The sequence below is a fragment of the Bacillus sp. lyk4-R2A-2 genome (genome assembly GCF_030209735.1).
In the GTDB taxonomy this organism is placed as follows: Bacteria; Bacillota; Bacilli; order Bacillales; family Bacillaceae; genus Bacillus; species Bacillus pumilus.
The window spans coordinates 173,767-191,488 of sequence record NZ_JARVRK010000004.1; the positions used below are offsets into that span (position 1 = coordinate 173,767).

Annotated in this window: 16 protein-coding genes; 13 read left to right on the forward strand and 3 right to left on the reverse strand. The window is 42.4% G+C overall.

Translation table 11 applies throughout. The features are described from left to right. Window positions 1–80: 80 nt before the first annotated feature. The 3 genes from QRN39_RS03610 to QRN39_RS03620 are packed head-to-tail and all read left to right on the forward strand — an operon-like array spanning window position 81 to window position 3,902. The gene (locus QRN39_RS03610) at window positions 81–1,598 is read left to right on the forward strand and encodes a phytoene desaturase family protein (RefSeq protein ID WP_137054812.1); all 1,518 of its coding nucleotides are present in this window, start codon (window positions 81–83) and stop codon (window positions 1,596–1,598) included. Next, the gene (locus QRN39_RS03615) at window positions 1,595–3,070 is read left to right on the forward strand and encodes a phytoene desaturase family protein (RefSeq protein ID WP_284906211.1); all 1,476 of its coding nucleotides are present in this window, start codon (window positions 1,595–1,597) and stop codon (window positions 3,068–3,070) included. Before QRN39_RS03610 ends, QRN39_RS03615 begins: the two co-directional genes overlap by 4 nt. Further along, on the forward strand, window positions 3,063–3,902 hold the full coding sequence (locus tag QRN39_RS03620; protein ID WP_050945342.1) for a phytoene/squalene synthase family protein: 840 nt from the start codon (window positions 3,063–3,065) through the stop codon (window positions 3,900–3,902). The genes QRN39_RS03615 and QRN39_RS03620 overlap by 8 nt, the downstream gene beginning before the upstream one ends. Window positions 3,903–3,927: 25 nt before the next feature. On the opposite strand, the gene QRN39_RS03625 is transcribed toward QRN39_RS03620, so the two are convergent. Continuing rightward, the gene (locus tag QRN39_RS03625) at window positions 3,928–5,304 is read right to left on the reverse strand and encodes an MATE family efflux transporter (RefSeq protein WP_050945341.1); all 1,377 of its coding nucleotides are present in this window, start codon (window positions 5,302–5,304) and stop codon (window positions 3,928–3,930) included. 113 nt (window positions 5,305–5,417) lie between these two features. Here QRN39_RS03625 and QRN39_RS03630 point away from each other — a divergent pair, with 113 nt between their 5' ends. The 4 genes from QRN39_RS03630 (at window position 5,418) to QRN39_RS03645 (ending at window position 7,491) form a co-directional block, all read left to right on the forward strand. Further along, window positions 5,418–6,284: an AraC family transcriptional regulator gene (locus QRN39_RS03630; RefSeq protein WP_284906212.1), complete on the forward strand. Its 867-nt coding sequence runs from the start codon at window positions 5,418–5,420 to the stop codon at window positions 6,282–6,284. Window positions 6,285–6,298: 14 nt separating this feature from the next. Then, the gene (locus tag QRN39_RS03635) at window positions 6,299–6,859 is read left to right on the forward strand and encodes a GNAT family N-acetyltransferase (protein ID WP_050945340.1); all 561 of its coding nucleotides are present in this window, start codon (window positions 6,299–6,301) and stop codon (window positions 6,857–6,859) included. A gap of 68 nt (window positions 6,860–6,927) precedes the next feature. Continuing rightward, the gene (locus QRN39_RS03640) at window positions 6,928–7,194 is read left to right on the forward strand and encodes a hypothetical protein (protein ID WP_003212235.1); all 267 of its coding nucleotides are present in this window, start codon (window positions 6,928–6,930) and stop codon (window positions 7,192–7,194) included. A gap of 36 nt (window positions 7,195–7,230) precedes the next feature. Then, window positions 7,231–7,491 carry a hypothetical protein gene (locus tag QRN39_RS03645; protein ID WP_080984794.1) on the forward strand — a complete coding sequence of 87 codons (261 nt, stop codon included), beginning with the start codon at window positions 7,231–7,233 and terminating at the stop codon, window positions 7,489–7,491. Here QRN39_RS03645 and QRN39_RS03650 read toward each other — a convergent pair. Next, entirely contained in the window at window positions 7,486–8,022 is a 537-nt protein-coding gene (locus QRN39_RS03650) for a serine O-acetyltransferase (RefSeq protein ID WP_137054808.1), read from the reverse strand. The genes QRN39_RS03645 and QRN39_RS03650 overlap by 6 nt on opposite strands. Window positions 8,023–8,408: 386 nt before the next feature. Here QRN39_RS03650 and QRN39_RS03655 point away from each other — a divergent pair, with 386 nt between their 5' ends. From QRN39_RS03655 to QRN39_RS03680, 6 genes are read left to right on the forward strand one after another with little or no spacing between them, the layout of a single operon-like run. Beyond that, entirely contained in the window at window positions 8,409–9,755 is a 1,347-nt protein-coding gene (locus tag QRN39_RS03655) for an aspartate aminotransferase family protein (RefSeq protein ID WP_050945337.1), read from the forward strand. Beyond that, the gene (locus tag QRN39_RS03660; RefSeq protein WP_284906213.1) at window positions 9,742–11,238 is read left to right on the forward strand and encodes a pyridoxal phosphate-dependent decarboxylase family protein; all 1,497 of its coding nucleotides are present in this window, start codon (window positions 9,742–9,744) and stop codon (window positions 11,236–11,238) included. Before QRN39_RS03655 ends, QRN39_RS03660 begins: the two co-directional genes overlap by 14 nt. Continuing rightward, window positions 11,235–13,016: an IucA/IucC family protein gene (locus tag QRN39_RS03665; RefSeq protein ID WP_284906214.1), complete on the forward strand. Its 1,782-nt coding sequence runs from the start codon at window positions 11,235–11,237 to the stop codon at window positions 13,014–13,016. Before QRN39_RS03660 ends, QRN39_RS03665 begins: the two co-directional genes overlap by 4 nt. After that, the gene (locus QRN39_RS03670; RefSeq protein ID WP_284906215.1) at window positions 13,013–13,567 is read left to right on the forward strand and encodes a GNAT family N-acetyltransferase; all 555 of its coding nucleotides are present in this window, start codon (window positions 13,013–13,015) and stop codon (window positions 13,565–13,567) included. The genes QRN39_RS03665 and QRN39_RS03670 overlap by 4 nt, the downstream gene beginning before the upstream one ends. Next, window positions 13,542–14,891 (forward strand): lysine N(6)-hydroxylase/L-ornithine N(5)-oxygenase family protein, encoded by a 1,350-nt coding sequence (locus tag QRN39_RS03675; RefSeq protein WP_050945330.1) that lies wholly within the window; start codon window positions 13,542–13,544, stop codon window positions 14,889–14,891. Before QRN39_RS03670 ends, QRN39_RS03675 begins: the two co-directional genes overlap by 26 nt. A 13-nt stretch (window positions 14,892–14,904) precedes the next feature. Continuing rightward, the gene (locus QRN39_RS03680; RefSeq protein ID WP_284906216.1) at window positions 14,905–16,719 is read left to right on the forward strand and encodes an IucA/IucC family protein; all 1,815 of its coding nucleotides are present in this window, start codon (window positions 14,905–14,907) and stop codon (window positions 16,717–16,719) included. Window positions 16,720–16,761: 42 nt separating this feature from the next. Here QRN39_RS03680 and QRN39_RS03685 read toward each other — a convergent pair whose 3' ends face one another. Then, complete coding sequence (locus QRN39_RS03685; protein ID WP_284906217.1) at window positions 16,762–17,619, reverse strand: GNAT family N-acetyltransferase; 858 nt, start codon at window positions 17,617–17,619, stop codon at window positions 16,762–16,764. Window positions 17,620–17,722 lie beyond the last annotated feature (103 nt).

The window sequence follows — 17,722 nt, forward strand, 5'->3', positions numbered from 1 at the left end:
TAGAGCACATCGAAAGTTGATCTAATCTTTCTAATTTGTATAATTAACTTAAAGTGAATTAATTTGGAGGAAAAAGGATAATGAAAATCATTGTGATCGGAGCAGGACCAGGGGGACTTGCGGCAGCTATGATGCTTCAAAGCAAAGGACATGACGTTCATGTATACGAAAAGCAGCCCTTTATCGGCGGACGAAACGCTAAGTTTCAACTGGGTGATTTCACGTTTGATACGGGTCCTACCTTTCTCAGCATGATTCATATTGCAGAGGAGCTGTTCACCTTTGCTGGTAAAAATCTTTATGACTATATTGATGTGATCGAATTAAAAGAAATGTATAGATTGATTTTTCAAGACGATCAGCTAGATATGATACGAGATCGTGATGAAATGTATAGACGGTTAGAAGCCTTTGCAACTGGAGAGGGCGAAGGGTATATTCGATTTATGAACGATACGAAGCGAAAAATGGATCGGCTTACACCTATTTTACAAAGTAAAATGGATCGTTTTCATCATTATTTGCGTCCAAAGGTGCTCAAAGCACTTCCGCAGCTTTCATTGAATAAGAGTTTATACGATGTGCTGTCAGATTATTTCTCAAATGAATCAGTGAAATATGCGTTTACATTTCAATCAAAGTATTTAGGTATGTCACCGTGGGAGTGCCCTGGTGCTTTCTCCATTCTATCATTTATGGAGCATGACACAGGTGTGTTCCATCCGAAGGGCGGGGTCAATCAGCTGTCAGAAGCGATGGCAAAAGCGGCGGTTGAAGCTGGAGCAACGATTCATCTGTCAGCCGGCGTCGAAAAACTGCTGACAGAAGGCAGGAAGGTAAAAGGCATTCGCTTAGAATCTGGGGAAGAAATACAGGCAGATGAGGTTGTCGTAAATGGAGACTTTGCACATGTGATGACAAAGCTTGTAGAGCCAGGACTTTTAAAGAAATATAGCGAGAAAAAATTAAAAAAGAAAAAATTCTCATGCTCCACCTTTATGCTTTATTTAGGATTAGATACCATATATGAGGAGCCGCATCATACCATCGTATTTTCCGATGATTATGCGCAATTCGTCAAAGGCATTACGAAAACATATGAGCTGCCAGATGATCCATCTATTTATATTCAAAATGCTAGTGTCACAGATGACTCACTTGCGCCAAAAGGAAAGTCAGCTCTTTATGTATTGGCACCTGTTGCCAACAATCAAAGCGGCATTGACTGGGAAGCGCATCAAGATGAATTCAGAGAACTTGTACTGAATACACTGGAGCGAAAAACCGGTTTTAAGAATGTAAGGCAGCATATAGAAGTCGAACGGATGATCACACCGAAGCAATGGGAGGAAGACCTTTACGTATACGAAGGAGCCACATTTAACCTTGGTCACCAGCTGACGCAGATGATGGTTCTAAGGCCGCACAATGAATTTGATGAATTGGATCATTGCTGGCTCGTAGGAGGAGGAACGCACCCAGGAAGCGGACTGCCGACCATTTTAGAATCAGCACGCATCACGACAAATGCGATTCTTTCAAAAGAGAAACATACGCACAAAACATTGCCGCAACAAGAAAAGGGGAGCGCCTCATGACAAAACATATATTGATTGCAGGTGGCGGTATTGGCGGGATGATCTCAGCACTTTATTTAAAAAAAGCGGGACATGATGTCACGCTTGTCGAAAAAAATGAGCGACTTGGCGGAAGGCTTGCTTTTGTACGTGAGAAAGGATATAAAGTAGATGAAGGTCCGACCATTGTCCTACTTCCAGATATGTTAAAAGGTATTTTACATGAGGTAGGAATTGACGAAGCATCTCTTGATCTTTTGCAGCTTGATCCGCTGTATACGATTCAATTTCAAGATGGAACCTCCTACACGAAGTACTCTGATGCACTTCGTCAGCTAGAGGAAATCAGACGTGTATTTCCAAAGGAAGATCAAGGATTCCTAAGGTTTATGGAAGAAATGACAGACCGGTTTCAAGAAGGACAACAAGCTTTTCTAGAGAAATCATTTCATGAAAAGCGTACATTTTTTACAAAAGCAAACATGAAAATTTTAATGAAATTAAAGGCGTATCGCACGGTTCAAAGTGCCCTGAAAAAGTATTTCTCAGACGAACGCCTGCGAGATGCATATGCACTTCAAACCCTCTATGTCGGAGGAAATCCATATGAAGCATCTGCTATATATTCGCTTGTTTCATATAGTGAGCACGCACATGGAATCTACTATTTAAAAGGCGGCTATGCGAGTTTAGTAGATATATTGGAAGGGCAGCTCATGAAAATGGGTGTGCATGTGAGAAAAAATGTCGAAGTCACGGAGCTAGAGTTTGATGGGAAGCGCGTGGTTAAAGCAAAAGTCAGTGACGCCCATATAGCAGCTGATGCCTTTGTCATCAACGGAGATTATCCAGCTGCGTTAAAACAGCTTGGTTTAGACGAACAAGATCGGCGAAAATACGTGCCGTCCTCTGGCTGTGTAATGGTGTATCTCGGGTTAAACAAAATGTACCATGATGCGCCTGTGCATCAATTCTTTATGGGCGAACACTTTGATCAGCATATGAAAGAGGTTTTTCAAACGAAGACGATCCCTCAAGATCCGTCGTTTTATACATTTAATCCATCGATCATTGATCCATCTCTTGCCCCGGAAGGCTGTAGTGTTTTATATATGCTGATTCCCGTTCCCTCAGGAGATCATATCAACTGGGAAGAGGAGACAGATTTTGTAGAGAAAATGGTCGATCGTCTTGAGAAAAGAGGCTTTCCAAGCTTGCGAGAGTCGATTGTCTGGAAAAAAATCAGAACACCAAATGATTCCTTGCGAGAAGGATTGTTTGAAGGTGGCAGCTTTGGACTTGCGCCTAACTTATTTCAATCAGGTGTGTTCCGCCCGCAAGTGAAGGCAGCTGAGACCGATAATCTTTATGCGGTAGGTGCTTCCATCCATCCTGGTGGCGGAGTGCCGATCGTGATGCAAAGTGCGAAGCTGATGGCGTCTGTGCTGTTAAAAGATTTGAATGACAGAAAGGAAGTGAAGCTAAGTGGTTGATGTACAAACAGCATTGAAATTGTGTGAGGAGACGATTCAAACCCATTCTAAAACGTTTTACCGTGCCTTTTCCATGCTGCCTAAAAAGAAAAGACAGGCCGTCTGGGCCGTGTATTCCTTTTGCCGGAGAGCAGATGATATTGTAGATGAGTCCCCCTCGCCAAAAGAGGAGCTTGCCTCCTTTCGAGAGACGTTTGATCGATTTTTACAAGGTGAGGTAGATCGGAATGATCCGATGTGGGTGGCGCTAGCACATACATTTCAAGAGTTTCGTATGGATGAAGCCCCGTTCCGTGACTTGCTCCAAGGTCAGGAGATGGATTTAGAGCAGCACCGATATGAAACGTTGGATGAACTGCTCATTTATTCCTACCATGTTGCTAGTACCGTTGGACTTATGCTGCTTCCTATTATTGCACCGCGTAAAAAAGAACAGCTAAAAGAAGCAGCGATTTCATTAGGGATTGCCATGCAGCTGACCAATATTCTTCGTGACATTGGCGAGGATAAGGCTGAAAGAGACCGCATTTATTTGCCAAAGCAAGTCATGGATCAATTCGGATATACAGAGCAAGAATTGCAAGAAGGCATTATCAATCAAGCATTTCAGCACGTATGGGAGTACATTGCCTTTGAGGCAGAGGCATACTACGAGGAGTTTTTTGACCATCTTCATGAATTCCCGCTCTATTCACGTATACCAGTGAAAGCAGCTGCTCACTTTTATAAAGCCATTTTAGATAAAACAAGAGAAAATGAATACCGCGTGTTTACACAGCGATCATTTATTTCGAACCAAGAAAAAGAACTTATTTTAGAAGATATTACGTAAAAAAGGACTGCACCCGCAGTCCTTTTTATGTGGAAGAAAAGCGATGCTCTGTCCAAACCCTTGAACGCCACCGCCTATACATAAAGATGCCTCTTACCCATTCATCCACGATAAAAGAAATCCAAATCCCAATGAGGCCCATTTCAAGCTGAATGCCTAACAAGTAAGCGATCGGAAGCCCGATGCCCCACATTGAAATCATCGCCATATACACTGGAAACTTCGCGTCGCCAGCAGCCCGCAAGGAATTAATAATGACCATATTAAAAGAACGGCCCGGTTCCAAAATAATGGTCAAAAGGAGGAGGGTGGCGGCGGTTTGAATGATCTCGCTGTTGCTAGTAAAGAAAGCAAGCAAATGCGTCGATGATAAAGATAAAGCAGTGGAAGAAAGAAGGGAGATGCCAATGGCCCAGTATAAGCTTTTCATGCATCTGTGATAGGCAGCATCGAATTCCTTCGCCCCAATATGGCGCCCAATTAAAATTTGTGTCCCTTGGCTAATGGCTGCACCAAATAGCATAATGAACATCATGACATTTTGAGTATAAACCTTTGCAGCTAATGCCTGCGTCCCCATGAATGTAATAAACAGTGTAATGATCATTTGAGAGCCGTTATAAGAAAGCTGCTCCCCAGCAGAAGGAATGCCGATTTTTAGCAGCTTTTTTAAATATGTCCGCTGGATGTGAAACATCTTCTTCAGTGAAAAGCGTAATCCAATTCGGCGCCGTACAATGAGGATCATGGCCATTAATCCGATCAATCGAGCGAGTGAGGTCGAAAAAGCGACCCCCATGACACCTAATACAGGGAAACCAAACGGACCAAAAATCACCAAATAGTTACCAGCAACGTTTAACAAGTTCATTCCGATAGTGACATACATCGTATCTCTTGTATATCCGTAGCTTTTTAAAATAGCACTATACGTCATAATGAGCGCTTGAATAAAAGAAAGCAGCCCGACAATTTGTAAAAATATAGTCGCATCCGGCATGAGCTCACTTGATAGGCCCATCAGGTGTAAGATGGGAACAGCTAATCCAAACATGAGAAGGCTAATGACAAAGCTAATCAAGAAATTGGTTCCTAGTGAGACATAGGCGACTTGAGTCGCTTCCTGCTTGCGGCTCGCTCCTAAAAGCTGCGCAATCACAATCGTCGTTCCAGTTGTAATGAAGCTGAACATGACAATCAATAAATTCAGGAGCTGATTGCTTACACCAACTGCTGCAACACTATTATCGGAATATTGGCTGAGCATGAGGGTATCCGCGCTTCCCATGAGCATATATAAAGAGATTTCAATAAAAATAGGCCAAGTTAATGCAAATAATGAAGGGTGGTTTTTCTTCCCCCTAGCTTGAATCTTTTGAATTGGCAGTGATTGAGGTTTCATCAATCAACCTCCTTTCGTATAAATCCGATTTATAGTGTACCTTGCATCGACTATAATAAGAAGAGATGAAACCGAAACTTATTGGAGAAATCCGACTTCATAAGGGGATGAATATGAATCGATTTATTACATTTACTGTACCGCCGTTCCCGGTTTATATCGCTTCAGGCAAAGGCGTATTTCATCAAGGAGAAAGACATATTTCTAGAACCTTCACCGTGTTTGATCTTCTTTATGTCACAAGAGGGCAGCTATGGATCACAGAGGACAGAAAGGCTCATCACGTAAAAGAAGGAGAATATATCATTCTCTCACCTGGCTTGTCGCATGGCGGACACCTGCCATGCGAAGAAGATACGCACTATGAGTGGCTGCATTTCTCAATTGATCCATATGAGCTGACGAATCGGCCGAGAGAACACTGGTTTGATATGAAACAAAATCAAGCCACCTTTGAAAAGCCGGCAACATATGAATTTAGCCTGCCCCGTCAAGGAAAAGTGAAAGGAAGAAATGTATTAGAAAAGCACCTTGCACAGATGCGGGCCCTAAATGATGACGCGTCTGAACTGCCGCTGAAAAAACAGCTTCAGTTTGAAGAACTGCTCATTCATTTACAAAAAGAAGCATTTCATATTCCAAGTGCAAAGGAGAATGTCGCCTCAGAAGTGGTTCATTATCTTGAGCGTCACTTTATGAAGAAACTGCAAATGGAGGAGCTTGCAGAGAAGCTGCACTATCACCCTGATTACATGACAAGGTGTATGCAGACGGTGTATGGACTCACGCCAAACCAATATATCAATCGTCTCAAGGTCGAAAAAGCCAAAAACATGCTTGCCTCAACGAATGATAAAATCGCAGCGATTGCTGATCACGTAGGCATTGATGATCCTACTTATTTTTCTAAGCTGTTTCGGCAAAACGAAGGCATGACGCCTATCGAGTACCGTCATCTTGCAAAAAGAACGACAAAGTAAAGGAACGTGAACAGATGAAAAGGGAAAAACAAAAGCTTGTGAACATACGACCATTAAACGAAGCTGATTTAGAGGTGGTATGGCATTTAAGATTCAAAGCACCAGACCAGTCCTATCGAGAGTGGAACGCCCCATATTTTCATGAACACGAAATCCCGCTTGCTGCTTTTAAAAAACGATACTTACAGGATACATCCATTCCGCCAAAGCTATATGGTATTGAAATAGACGGCGAAATCAAAGGCACCGTGTCATATTATTGGGAGAATGAACGTACACGGTGGCTTGAATGCGGCATTCTCATTTATGATTCGCGCTTTTGGAGCGGTGGCGTTGGGACAAAGGCATTAAGTCTATGGACTGATAAGTTATTTACACACATTGATATTCCTCGAATTGGTCTTACTACATGGTCGGGAAATGAACGGATGATGCGGTGCGCAGAGAAATGCGGGTTTATCCTTGAGGGAAGACTGCGAAAGGTCCGTTACTACCAAGGAGAGTATTATGATTCGATGCGTTACGGGATGCTGAGAGAGGAATGGCAAAGCCTTCTGCAACATTCAACTGAATAATTCCTTTTCTTTTTAGTACAAAAGTAGCGTATGATTGAATAAACTAAAAAAGAAGGGTGACGAATGAGTTGCGCTGGATTACCGGATGGTTTGTGTCGATTATAGTGGCCGTTTACCTATTTGTAGATGCGCCTAAACATGGGAAGAATAAATGGCTGTGGGCGATTTTAGGCCTTTTATTCGGGCTCTTTACATTTGGAATATACCTGATCAAAACAGGAAGAAAAGGATTGGGCTGGACGGTTCTGATCGTGTCCATTATCATCTATTCTATTTTCATTCTAGTCTATGTCTTTTACTTCTTATTGCTGATGATCGGATACTCAAACGCATAATAGAAAGCACGCGTGTACATAAGGAGGAGTTTGAACGTGAGACTTACAGGGTTATTCGTTTCACTTGCTGTTGCCATTTATTTATGGTTTGATGCGCCAAAGCATGATAAAGACAAATGGCTGTGGGCCATTTTAGGTGTCTTATTTAGTACGATCGTTCTCGGTATTTATTTGATCAAGACAGAGAGGAAGGGACTTGGCTGGACCATTCTTATTTTAACGATTTTGTTTTACCTCATGCTGCTCATCTCTGTTTTGATCGGTATCATTCTTTTTTATCAGGTGGGTCCTTCATGATGAAGGGCTTTTTTCTTTTACCTTTTGCGCTGGCACACCTGCAATAACAATTTTCTCCTCGTGAAAGGAACGGTTTACCACAGCATTTGCTCCGATGGAAATATGATCTGCAATATAGATATCCCCAAACAGCTTAGCACCTGGGCCAATCCATACATGATCCCCAATGGTTGGTACATCTTTTTCATGATGATTCTGACCAATATTCACCCCTTGATGAATATCACAAAATGCCCCGATTTTTGCATGTTTGTTCACAATTAAGAGACCCGTATGATTGATTCTAAGACCGGGACCGAAGACACCAATCGGAATATCAAAGCCAAGCTGCATGCCTTTCTTTTTATGTAAATAGCGATAAAACCATTTGCGAAGTGCAGCACCGCTATTAGAATAGTATTCATATTTTCGTAAAATCCTTTGATATTTCCATATATCATCCCCAAACCACTTAGGTCGTTTGCGCTTAATGGCTAATGCTTTCTTGTCCTGAGCTAAGTAGTGGTGGAGATCATGCTTTGTTAAAATCATCAGATCCCTCTCCATTCCCTTTTGTTTCAGAGAAATTATACCATTATAACCATTTATATCAATATAGAATGACGTTTCTTTTTTTCCTTTTCTACATCACTTTCATCCACTTTCCCATATAAAATAAGTGCTTTGTCATGAATAGAACAAAAGAACCAGGAAGAATGATTTGTAATTTTTTTCTACATTATTTTGTCTCACGCGTTTATTCTCCCTATAGCAGTAGAGGTTTGTCAAAATGACACGAAATTACTCGTTAAATAGAGAATATAGCATTCATATGCTTTTAGAATCATCTTTTTGAATACAATTGACTTTCATATCTCACATCCTCTAGGCTAGTAAATGAAAATGATAATCTTTATCAATTGGAGGAGTGTTTTATTATGTCCATCAAAACCGTTTCTAAAAATCAGCAATTTTTAGAGCAGCAAAGTCAAAGAGAATCGAATGCAAGGTCTTATCCGAGACGGTTCCCATTAGCCATGCAAAAAGCCGAGGGTATGATCGTGACAGATGCGGATGGCAGAGAGTTTTATGACTGCCTGGCAGGCGCAGGAACACTTGCACTTGGTCACAATCATCCAGTTGTTATAGATGCAATTGAACGTATGCTTCATGAAAAAAGACCGTTGCATACGCTGGACATAACCTCAGAAATTAAAGAAGAATTTGTGAATGAAATTTTTTCTCACTTGCCAGAAGAGTTTGCAAAAAGAGCCAAAATTCAATTTTGTGGACCAACTGGTGGTGACGCCATAGAAGCAGCAATTAAATTAGTCAAAACAGCGACAGGGAATCGAAGCATTCTATCTTTCCATGGTGCGTATCACGGTGCGACACATGCCACGATGTCATTAAGCGGGAATTTATCTCCAAAGGAAAGAGTGCAAGGGTTAATACCTGATGTTCATTTTATGCCTTACCCATATGAATATCGCTGCCCATTTGGAATTGGTGGGAAGAATTCGCACCGCATTTCAAGTTCGTATATTGAGCGCGTATTAAATGATCCTGAAAGTGGTATTCTTCCGCCAGCAGGTATGATCTTTGAAGCAGTGCAGGGCGAGGGGGGCTCCATTCCAGCATCGATTGAATGGATGAAAGAAATGAGAAGAATCACAAAAGAAAAAGGGATCCCACTCATTATTGATGAGGTTCAATCAGGCATCGGCCGAACAGGGAAGATGTTTGCCTTTGAACATGCAGGAATTGTACCTGACGTTATTGTGCTGTCAAAAGCCATTGGTGGAAGCCTGCCGCTTTCAGTTGTGATTTATGATCAAGATTTAGATCAATGGAATCCAGGTGCACACATCGGGACATTTAGAGGGAATCAAATGGCGATGGCTGCTGGAACTGCTACGCTTAAATTTATCAAAGAAACCAACCTGCTTGATCATGTAGAACGGTTAGGAGATCGTATGCAGGCGCATCTAAAAGACATCCAAAAACAAGTCCCTGCTCTCGGTGATGTTCGAGGGAGAGGCTTAATGATTGGCGTTGAAGTAGTCAATTCAAATGAGAAACAGGATGTGGACGGAAGCTATCCAGCGAATCCAGAGCTGGCCAGTCTTATTCAAAAGAATTGCTTCGACAAAGGCTTAATTGTGGAGACAGGAGGCCGTTTCGGAAGTGTTATTCGATTCTTGCCACCACTCATTATGACAGAAGAACAGCTTGAAAAAGTCATCGCTATTTTTAAAGAGGCCGTGTACGATGCAATCAACTAAGGCTTCAGTGGATTCATTATTTATCAATCAAAGCCAGCTTGGAAGAGAGTCCTTCCAAGCGGCTCTTCATACATCTATCGACAGCTTACTGGATCAATGGCAAAAAGACACAGGACCATACAGTGGAATATTGCCTGGGAAATTAGCGGATAGTGTCGAATCGCTATTCCGATTTCAACCGTCTGGTGAATCCATTGAATCCGTCTTTCAAGATATAAAAGAACATCTTTTGCCGCATTTGATTGATGTATCGCATCCTAAATGCTTGGCACATCTGCATTGTCCACCGCTTATTCCTGCACTTGCCGCAGAGGTGATGGTAAGTTCCTTTAACCAATCAATGGATTCCTTTGATCAAAGCGGTATTGCTTCTTTGGTTGAGGAAGAAATTCTCAAGTGGCTATGTGCGAAGTTTTCTTATGGCGGCCTAGCAGATGGGACATTTACAAGCGGTGGAACCCAATCTAACTACATGGGGCTGCTTCTAGCGAGAGATGCCTTTTGTGAAAACACATGGCAGTGGAATGTTCAGCAGAAAGGCTTACCAAGTGAATCTCACCGCATGAGAATCCTTTGCTCGAATAATGCTCACTTCACTGTGAAAAAATCTGCCTCCCAGTTAGGTTTAGGAGAGCAGGCAGTCGTACTAGTCGAGACAGATGAGCATCATCGAATGGACCTAAATGATTTGAAAAAGAAGCTGGCTGAGTTGAAGGAGCAGAACTTGCTGCCTTTTGCGGTAGTAGCCACTTGCGGGACAACGGATTTTGGCAGTATTGACCCAGTTCGAGAGGTATATGACCTCGTCAAGCCATACGGTCTTTGGATTCACGCAGATGCTGCCTACGGCGGAGCACTTGTATTAAGCGAAACCTACCGTAAGAAGTTAGACGGTATTGAGCTTGCTGATTCAATCACGATTGACTTTCACAAACAATTTTATCAGCCGATATCCTGCGGGGCATTTTTGCTAAAGGATAAAAGACATTTTGGTTTGATCAATTATCATGCCGATTATCTTAATCCAAAGGAAGACGAGCTCGATGGTATTCTACATCTCGTCAATAAATCTGTCCAAACGACGCGCCGGTTTGATGCTCTGAAATTACTTCTTTCTCTTCGTTTAATTGGAGAAGAAGGCTTTGGAGAAATCATTGACCATACCATTCATTTTGCAAAGGATGTGGCCGCGCTTATTGAGAGAAATGATGACCTTGAAGTGATCAATCCTGAGCCAGAAATCAATGCAGTTGTGTTCCGATTTAAGGATGACGATCAAACAGATGACATCAATAAAATCATTCATCGGACATTATTCAAAACAGGAACTGCTGTCATTGCGAAAACAGTGGTGAATGACCGAACATGCTTAAAATTCACTTTGTTAAATCCGAGAACGACAATCACACATATTGAGGAAATCCTTTCTGACATCGTTGATATCGGGATCGCTCATATTCAATCCGGGAGGGTACTACGTTGAGTCAATATAAACAAATGGCTGAAAATGCAACCATGCAAAGCTTTTTAAACTGTTTTTTACGCGAAACAGGAATCGATCGATCTGCAAAAAAAGAGGTGAGAGCAGATGGCTCGCTTGTCTTCATCGCAAAACTAGCAAAACAAGATCTAGAGCTTGTGATTCCGATCCGATATGTTTCATCTGTTGGCCGCCATCTCTTTGATTTTCCGATTCGCTTTCGCCCGCAAGGCAGTGAACAAGAGGGCGCAATCGTCGATTACACGACACTTGTTGCTTTATGTTCAAAGGAGCTTCTCATTGAATATGGCCGTACAGATGCAGAGGATGAATTCATGCTTCGCATCATTTTAAGCTGCCGAAATATTGAACGGTTCTTAAAGGAGCGAGAAAGTGATCGAGCCGCTCTTTCTGAAGCCGATTTTGAGTATATTGAGGCTGAGCAGTCACTTCTCCTTGGTCATTTAACGCATCCTACCCCAAAAAGCAGACAAGGAATGACAGAGGAGGAGGAAGCGATCTATTCTCCTGAGCTGAAAGGGGCTTTCCAGCTTCATTACTTTAAAGCGCATCATTCGATTGTGCTTCAGGATTCGTCAATTACACAGTCTGCGGCAAGCCTCATGCTAGAGGAGCTCTTGCGCCAGGTACCAGCAGAAAAAGAGAGACTGAATACGTTAGTAGAAAACGGAGAATATGTGCTCATTCCGATTCATCCGCTGCAAGTCAAAGTGGTCATGGAGAAGGCATTTGTGAACCGTTATATAGAGGAAGGGAAACTCACTTATTTAGGACCGATCGGTTCTGAATACACAGCGACCTCATCCTTCAGAACCGTCTATCAAAAGGATTCTGCTTACATGCTCAAATTCTCTGTTCCTGTGAAAATTACAAACTCCTTACGTGTTAATAAACAAAAGGAACTGGATCGCGGTGTAGAGATGTCGCGCATTTTAAAAACAGAATTAGGCGTTTCTTTATACGATAAATTTTCTGGATTCCGGGTCATTGAAGATCCCGCCTATTTATCCATTCAAGGAGAAGAGGCGGAATCTGGCTTTGAAGTAGTCATTCGTCAAAATCCATTTTTACATCGTGAAAAAGGGGCAAGCTTAATTGCTGGATTATGTCAGGATCATGCGTATGGTGGAAAATCGCGATTAGCAGGGATCATTCATGACCTTGCAGACGCAGAAGGCCGATCACTGGAGGCTGTGAGCCAAGATTGGTTTAAACAATATTTAACTATTTCGTTAGAACCGATGCTCTGGCTGTTTGAAACGTATGGTCTTGCACTTGAAGCCCATCAGCAAAACGCTGTTGTGCAAATGAAGGGTGGTTATCCGCACACCTTCTATTATCGTGACAACCAAGGCTACTACTATAGTGAATCGAAAAAGGATAAACTCGCAAATCTTGTCCAAAACCTGAGCGTGAGAAGTGAAACGATTTGTGCAGATGAGGTAGCTGTTGAGAGACTGCGTTATTATTTCTTCTTTAATCATTTATTTGGTCTCATTAACGGCTTTGGTACAGAAGGTCTGGCGAAAGAAGAAGCCTTGCTCGCACTTGTGAGAGACACATTGCTCGCTCATGAGGAAACATACGGTGCATCTGAACTGACAAACAGCCTTCTGCGCTCAAAAGAACTGCCTTCAAAAGCGAATTTGCTGACACGGTTTGAAGATATGGATGAACTGACAGGATCTCTGGAAACACAGTCTCGTTACACAGCTGTCTTGAATCCGCTCTTTTTACATAAGGAGGCGCTGATTGGATGAGGGATCGTATTAAGTTTATTCGCGCTGAATATGAAAGAGATGTCCGGCTTGTCCACAGGTGGATGCAAGAGGAGTATGTTCACCCATTTTGGCATTTGAATATTCCGTTCCCTGCTTTTGAAAAGCATTTTTATCAGGCGGTTCATGATCCGCATCAAACCCTTTATTTAGGCACAATTGATGGGACGCCAATGAGTTATTTTGAGGCATACAACGTCAAAGGTGATGTCATTGAATCTTACTATCAGCCTTCTCCGCATGATCAAGGAATCCATCTATTAATAGGGGAGCCGGATTATGTAGGAAAAGGTTTTGCGGCCCCGCTGCTTCAGGCCATGACAGCATTTCAATTTGAGCAGAATAAACGAACAGAAAAAGTCGTCGCTGAGCCGGATATTCGCAATGAAAAAATGATCCATGTATTTGAAAAATGCGGATTTGAACGTGTAAAACCAGTCAATTTACCCGATAAAACAGGTCTTTTAATGTTTTGTGATCGAGAAAGATTCGAAAGGAAGTATAACCATGACGCGGTTCAACAAGCAAAATAATGTAGTGGATGTAATAGGGATCGGCATTGGTCCGTTTAACTTAGGACTTGCCGCATTATCTGAAGAGGTAAATGAAATTGACGCTTTGTTTTTTGAAAGAAGTGAAGCCTTTCATTGGCACCCAGGGATGCTCATTGAGGGGACGACACTGCAAGTTCCCTTTTTAGCGGACCTTGTCAGTATGGCAGATGTGAAAAGTAAATATAGCTTTCTCAACTATTTACAGGAACAAAACCGTTTGTATTCATTTTACTTTCTAGAGGATTTTCATATTCCGCGCAAGGAATATAGTCATTATTGCCGCTGGGTCGCAGACCAGTTAGACTCTTGCCGATTTGGCATGAACGTCGAATCTGTCTCATTGATCGAGAAAGCAGGAGAAAAGCGATATGAAGTGCATGTGCGTCATGTGAAAGACCAAACGGTAGAGGTGTTTGAAAGTAAGCATCTCGTCTTAGGAATTGGTACACAGCCGGCGATACCAGCATCGCTCCAGCCAGCTTTAGGAGAGAAAGTTTTTCATTCTGCTGACTATTTAAAACGAAAGAAAGAAGGCTGTTTCAAAGGGAAATCTGTGACAGTGATCGGCTCTGGTCAAAGTGCGGCAGAAGTGTTCTATGATATTTTATCAGATGATGAGGCGAAGGATATTCACTGGTTCACACGCTCTAAAGGATTTTTCCCAATGGAATATTCAAACCTTGGTCTTGAATATTTCTCTCCAGATTATATTGATTTCTTTTATGAGCTTCCGCAAACAAAAAAGGATGCGTTGTTAAAGCAGCAAGACTTGCTGTATAAGGGCATCAGCTCTGCAATGATCCGTGATATTTACCATTTGCTTTATGAACGTTCTGCCTGCGGAGAGCAGTTGAACACAGTGCTTCAAGCAATGACGGAGGTCAACTTGATTGAGGAAACAGCTCGCGGCTTGTCCCTTTCATGCACGCAATGGGTCAAAGAGGACACCTTTACCCACGAGACGGATATTGTCGTACTGGCGACGGGCTATCAATCGGTACTGCCCCCGTTTATCAATCCAATTTCTCATCACATTCAATGGGACGATCAAGGACGGTTCCAAGTCGAACGTGAATATCGCTTAAAAACGAATACAATGGGTGAAAATGATATTTTTGTCCAAAATGCAGAGCTTCATACACATGGCGTTGGCGCTCCAGATTTAGGACTTGGCGCTTACCGAAACAGTGTGATTATCAATGAACTTGCTCGTCAAACCGTGTATCCACTTTATCAAAAGCACGTCTTCCAGACATTTGGTACACATAAGAACGTCAACACATTTGAAGAAATCAAAGGTTAAGGAGGATGAAGCGATGAGTGTACAAGATGAATTGAAAAAAGCGGTGAATCCGGCTGCTTGGAAAAAGGCAAACCAGCGAATGGTGGCAAAAATGCTGTCTGAATACATGTATGAGGATATGCTTCATCCCGTTCAGCTAGATCAAAAGGATGGCATTGCTCAGTATGAATTAATCATTCACGAACATAAGAAATATCGCTATCTTGCAAAACCTCGTTTGTTTGATAGTTTTGATACAATTGCTGAATCAATCGAGTGCTGTCAAGACGGAAAATGGTCAAAGGATGTCAGTGCCATTGTGTTTTTACTAGACATTCAGCCGCTCATTCCAATGTCTTCTGACACAACAGGACACCTTATAAAAGAGCTTCATCACACCCTGTTAGCAGATGTACATTTGCTGTCGAAAAAAGCACTTCGTGCGGATGAACTGACAGATACTGATTATGCATGGATTGAAGGAGAAATGACAGGCCATCCTTGGATTGTGTATAACAAAGGACGCATTGGGTTCAGTTATGATGACTACCTAGCCTATGCACCTGAAAGGCAAGAAAGTGTGCAGCTGTCTTGGATTGCTGTTCACCGGGACCTTGCGACATTCCATGCAGTCGATCATGAAAACTATGAGCAGGTAATTGCCAAAGAGTTAGATGAAGTCACGATCCGTCAATTTCTCCGCGTGCTAAAGGATGAAGGATTGATTGCAGCTGATTATTATTTGATGCCTGTTCATAAATGGCAGTGGACACATATGATTATTCAGCATTTCCCAGAAGATTTGGCGTTGCGCCGGATTGTGTATGTAGGAGAGGGACTGGATCAATATATCCCGCAGCAGTCGATCAGAACCTTTACGAACATCTCAAATAAAGGCAAGCATCATATTAAACTGCCAATGAGCATTTTAAATACACTCGTGTACCGAGGACTTCCGTCAGAACGGACAGTCATTGCCCCTCGCATTACAGCGCATATTAAAGGGATCGCGGATCAAGATTCATTTTTATCTGATGTCTGCCGCGTGATATTACCTGGTGAGAATGCAAGTATTAATGTCGATCATCCTTACTATAGCAAACTGCCTGGTGCCCCGTATCAATATCTTGAAATGCTCGGTGTGATTTTTAGAGAAAGCATTTACTCGTACTTAGATGAAGGAGAGAACCCTGTTACACTTGCGGCACTCACCTATGAGGATCATGAAGGTGAGCCATATGTGAAACAGCTGATTGAAAAATCAGGTCTCTCAGCAAAAGAGTGGATGGCGAAATTTTTCCATGTGGTGATGCCGCCGCTATTGCACTTTATGTATCAATACGGCACCGTCTTTTCACCGCACGGACAAAATACGATTCTTGTGTTAAAAGATCATCAGCCTCACCGTTTGGCGATCAAAGATTTCGTCGATGATGTGAATATTAGTGATCAGCCGCTGCCTGAATTGGCTTCTCTAGGAGACGATTTAAAAGAAGTGCTGCGGAGTGAACCGCCGGAAGGCTTAGTGCAGTTTATCTTTACAGGATTGTTTATTTGCAACCTGCGTTACGTATCAAACGTGTTAGAGAACCATCAGCTATTAGATGAAGTGACACTTTGGCGCTTGCTTGCCGAAGAAATTCAGCAGTATCAAAAGCAATTCCCACAGCTGAAGGACCGTTTTGACCTATTTGATCTATTCCAGCCGAAGCTGACAAAGCTGTGCTTAAATCGTAATCGAATGATTGATTATGGGTATGGAGACGGAGATGACCGCCCGCATGCATCAGAGCATGGAAAGGTCACAAATGCACTCGCGCATGTTCTTTCGTCCATCGGCGAGAAATAATAGAAAAGCTGTAGACATCAAGTGTCTACAGCTTTATATATTTTACGAAAATGCTTGAGAGGCAAGGAAATAAAGAAGAGCGGGATCGTTCAGCTTTTCTTTTCCACGAATCATCATAAAATGCGCTTTGTTTGTTTTCGTAAAACCTGCTTCAACAAGTGATTCATGGAGGCGCTCAGCTGTTTCCTCCTGCATATCTAAACGAATTGGACCCGAATAAGACGAAATGAGCGAACGGATCAGCGAGAGAGCTGTAAGTTCATCATTTGCAGCAAGCGGACCAATCATTAAATTGGCAGGTGTTTCAACGCCAAACGCAAAGCCAGTTGTGTCGTGATGTTCATTTTGTGCAATGATACGCTGCGCTGCCCGGTTCATCCGGTTTTTTAAAAAGCTTGATCGATTTGTGCCCGCGCCTTTTTCATCTAGTGCTTCAATACACGGAAGGTGCGATTCATCGGCAGGAGACAGGTGGATGTCATCTGACACACGAAGCGCTTCTGGGTTTGGGTTTTGCGCTTTGTAAGTCGTAATGTAACCAGCCGTGTGAAACCCGATTTTTTCGTAAACTGGCCGCCCTTGGACAGTAGCGGTTAAAACGAGAGGAATGCTTTGATCACATTGATCTAGCAGGGTGTCAATCATTTTCCTTGCAAGACCTAAGCCGCGATGTGTCTCAGATACAATGACAGCACCAATTGACGCCATTCGATCATATTGGAAAAGTCCTGCACATGAGATGACTTGTCCATCCGCTGTTGAAAAACCTGTGAAATATCCATTTGTTAAAAGAGATGTGAGCTCTTCCGCATTGTAATCAGGCCAGTCTACCTCTTGAGACAATGCGATAAGATCTGGTATGTCATCGAGTGTTAATGCTCGTTGAACAACGTTTGTCATGACGCGCAACTCCTTCTTAGCTGAATTCATCTATGTGTATCGTACCATAAGAAGGTATAGTGTAAAAATTGAAGTTTATCTAATCTTCCCAGCAAAAAAGAAC

Excerpts from the sequence above, each read along its gene's own strand:
- QRN39_RS03675 (WP_050945330.1), top strand. The coding sequence starts at position 13,542 with ATGACGCGGTTCAACAAGCAAAATAATGTAGTGGATGTAATAGGGATC.
- QRN39_RS03680 (WP_284906216.1), top strand. The coding sequence starts at position 14,905 with ATGAGTGTACAAGATGAATTGAAAAAAGCGGTGAATCCGGCTGCTTGG.
- QRN39_RS03670 (WP_284906215.1), top strand. The coding sequence starts at position 13,013 with ATGAGGGATCGTATTAAGTTTATTCGCGCTGAATATGAAAGAGATGTC.
- QRN39_RS03610 (WP_137054812.1), top strand. The coding sequence starts at position 81 with ATGAAAATCATTGTGATCGGAGCAGGACCAGGGGGACTTGCGGCAGCT.
- QRN39_RS03630 (WP_284906212.1), top strand. The coding sequence starts at position 5,418 with ATGAATCGATTTATTACATTTACTGTACCGCCGTTCCCGGTTTATATC.
- QRN39_RS03685 (WP_284906217.1), bottom strand. The coding sequence starts at position 17,619 with ATGACAAACGTTGTTCAACGAGCATTAACACTCGATGACATACCAGAT.
- QRN39_RS03635 (WP_050945340.1), top strand. The coding sequence starts at position 6,299 with ATGAAAAGGGAAAAACAAAAGCTTGTGAACATACGACCATTAAACGAA.
- QRN39_RS03615 (WP_284906211.1), top strand. The coding sequence starts at position 1,595 with ATGACAAAACATATATTGATTGCAGGTGGCGGTATTGGCGGGATGATC.
- QRN39_RS03625 (WP_050945341.1), bottom strand. The coding sequence starts at position 5,304 with ATGAAACCTCAATCACTGCCAATTCAAAAGATTCAAGCTAGGGGGAAG.
- QRN39_RS03655 (WP_050945337.1), top strand. The coding sequence starts at position 8,409 with ATGTCCATCAAAACCGTTTCTAAAAATCAGCAATTTTTAGAGCAGCAA.
- QRN39_RS03660 (WP_284906213.1), top strand. The coding sequence starts at position 9,742 with ATGCAATCAACTAAGGCTTCAGTGGATTCATTATTTATCAATCAAAGC.
- QRN39_RS03650 (WP_137054808.1), bottom strand. The coding sequence starts at position 8,022 with ATGATTTTAACAAAGCATGATCTCCACCACTACTTAGCTCAGGACAAG.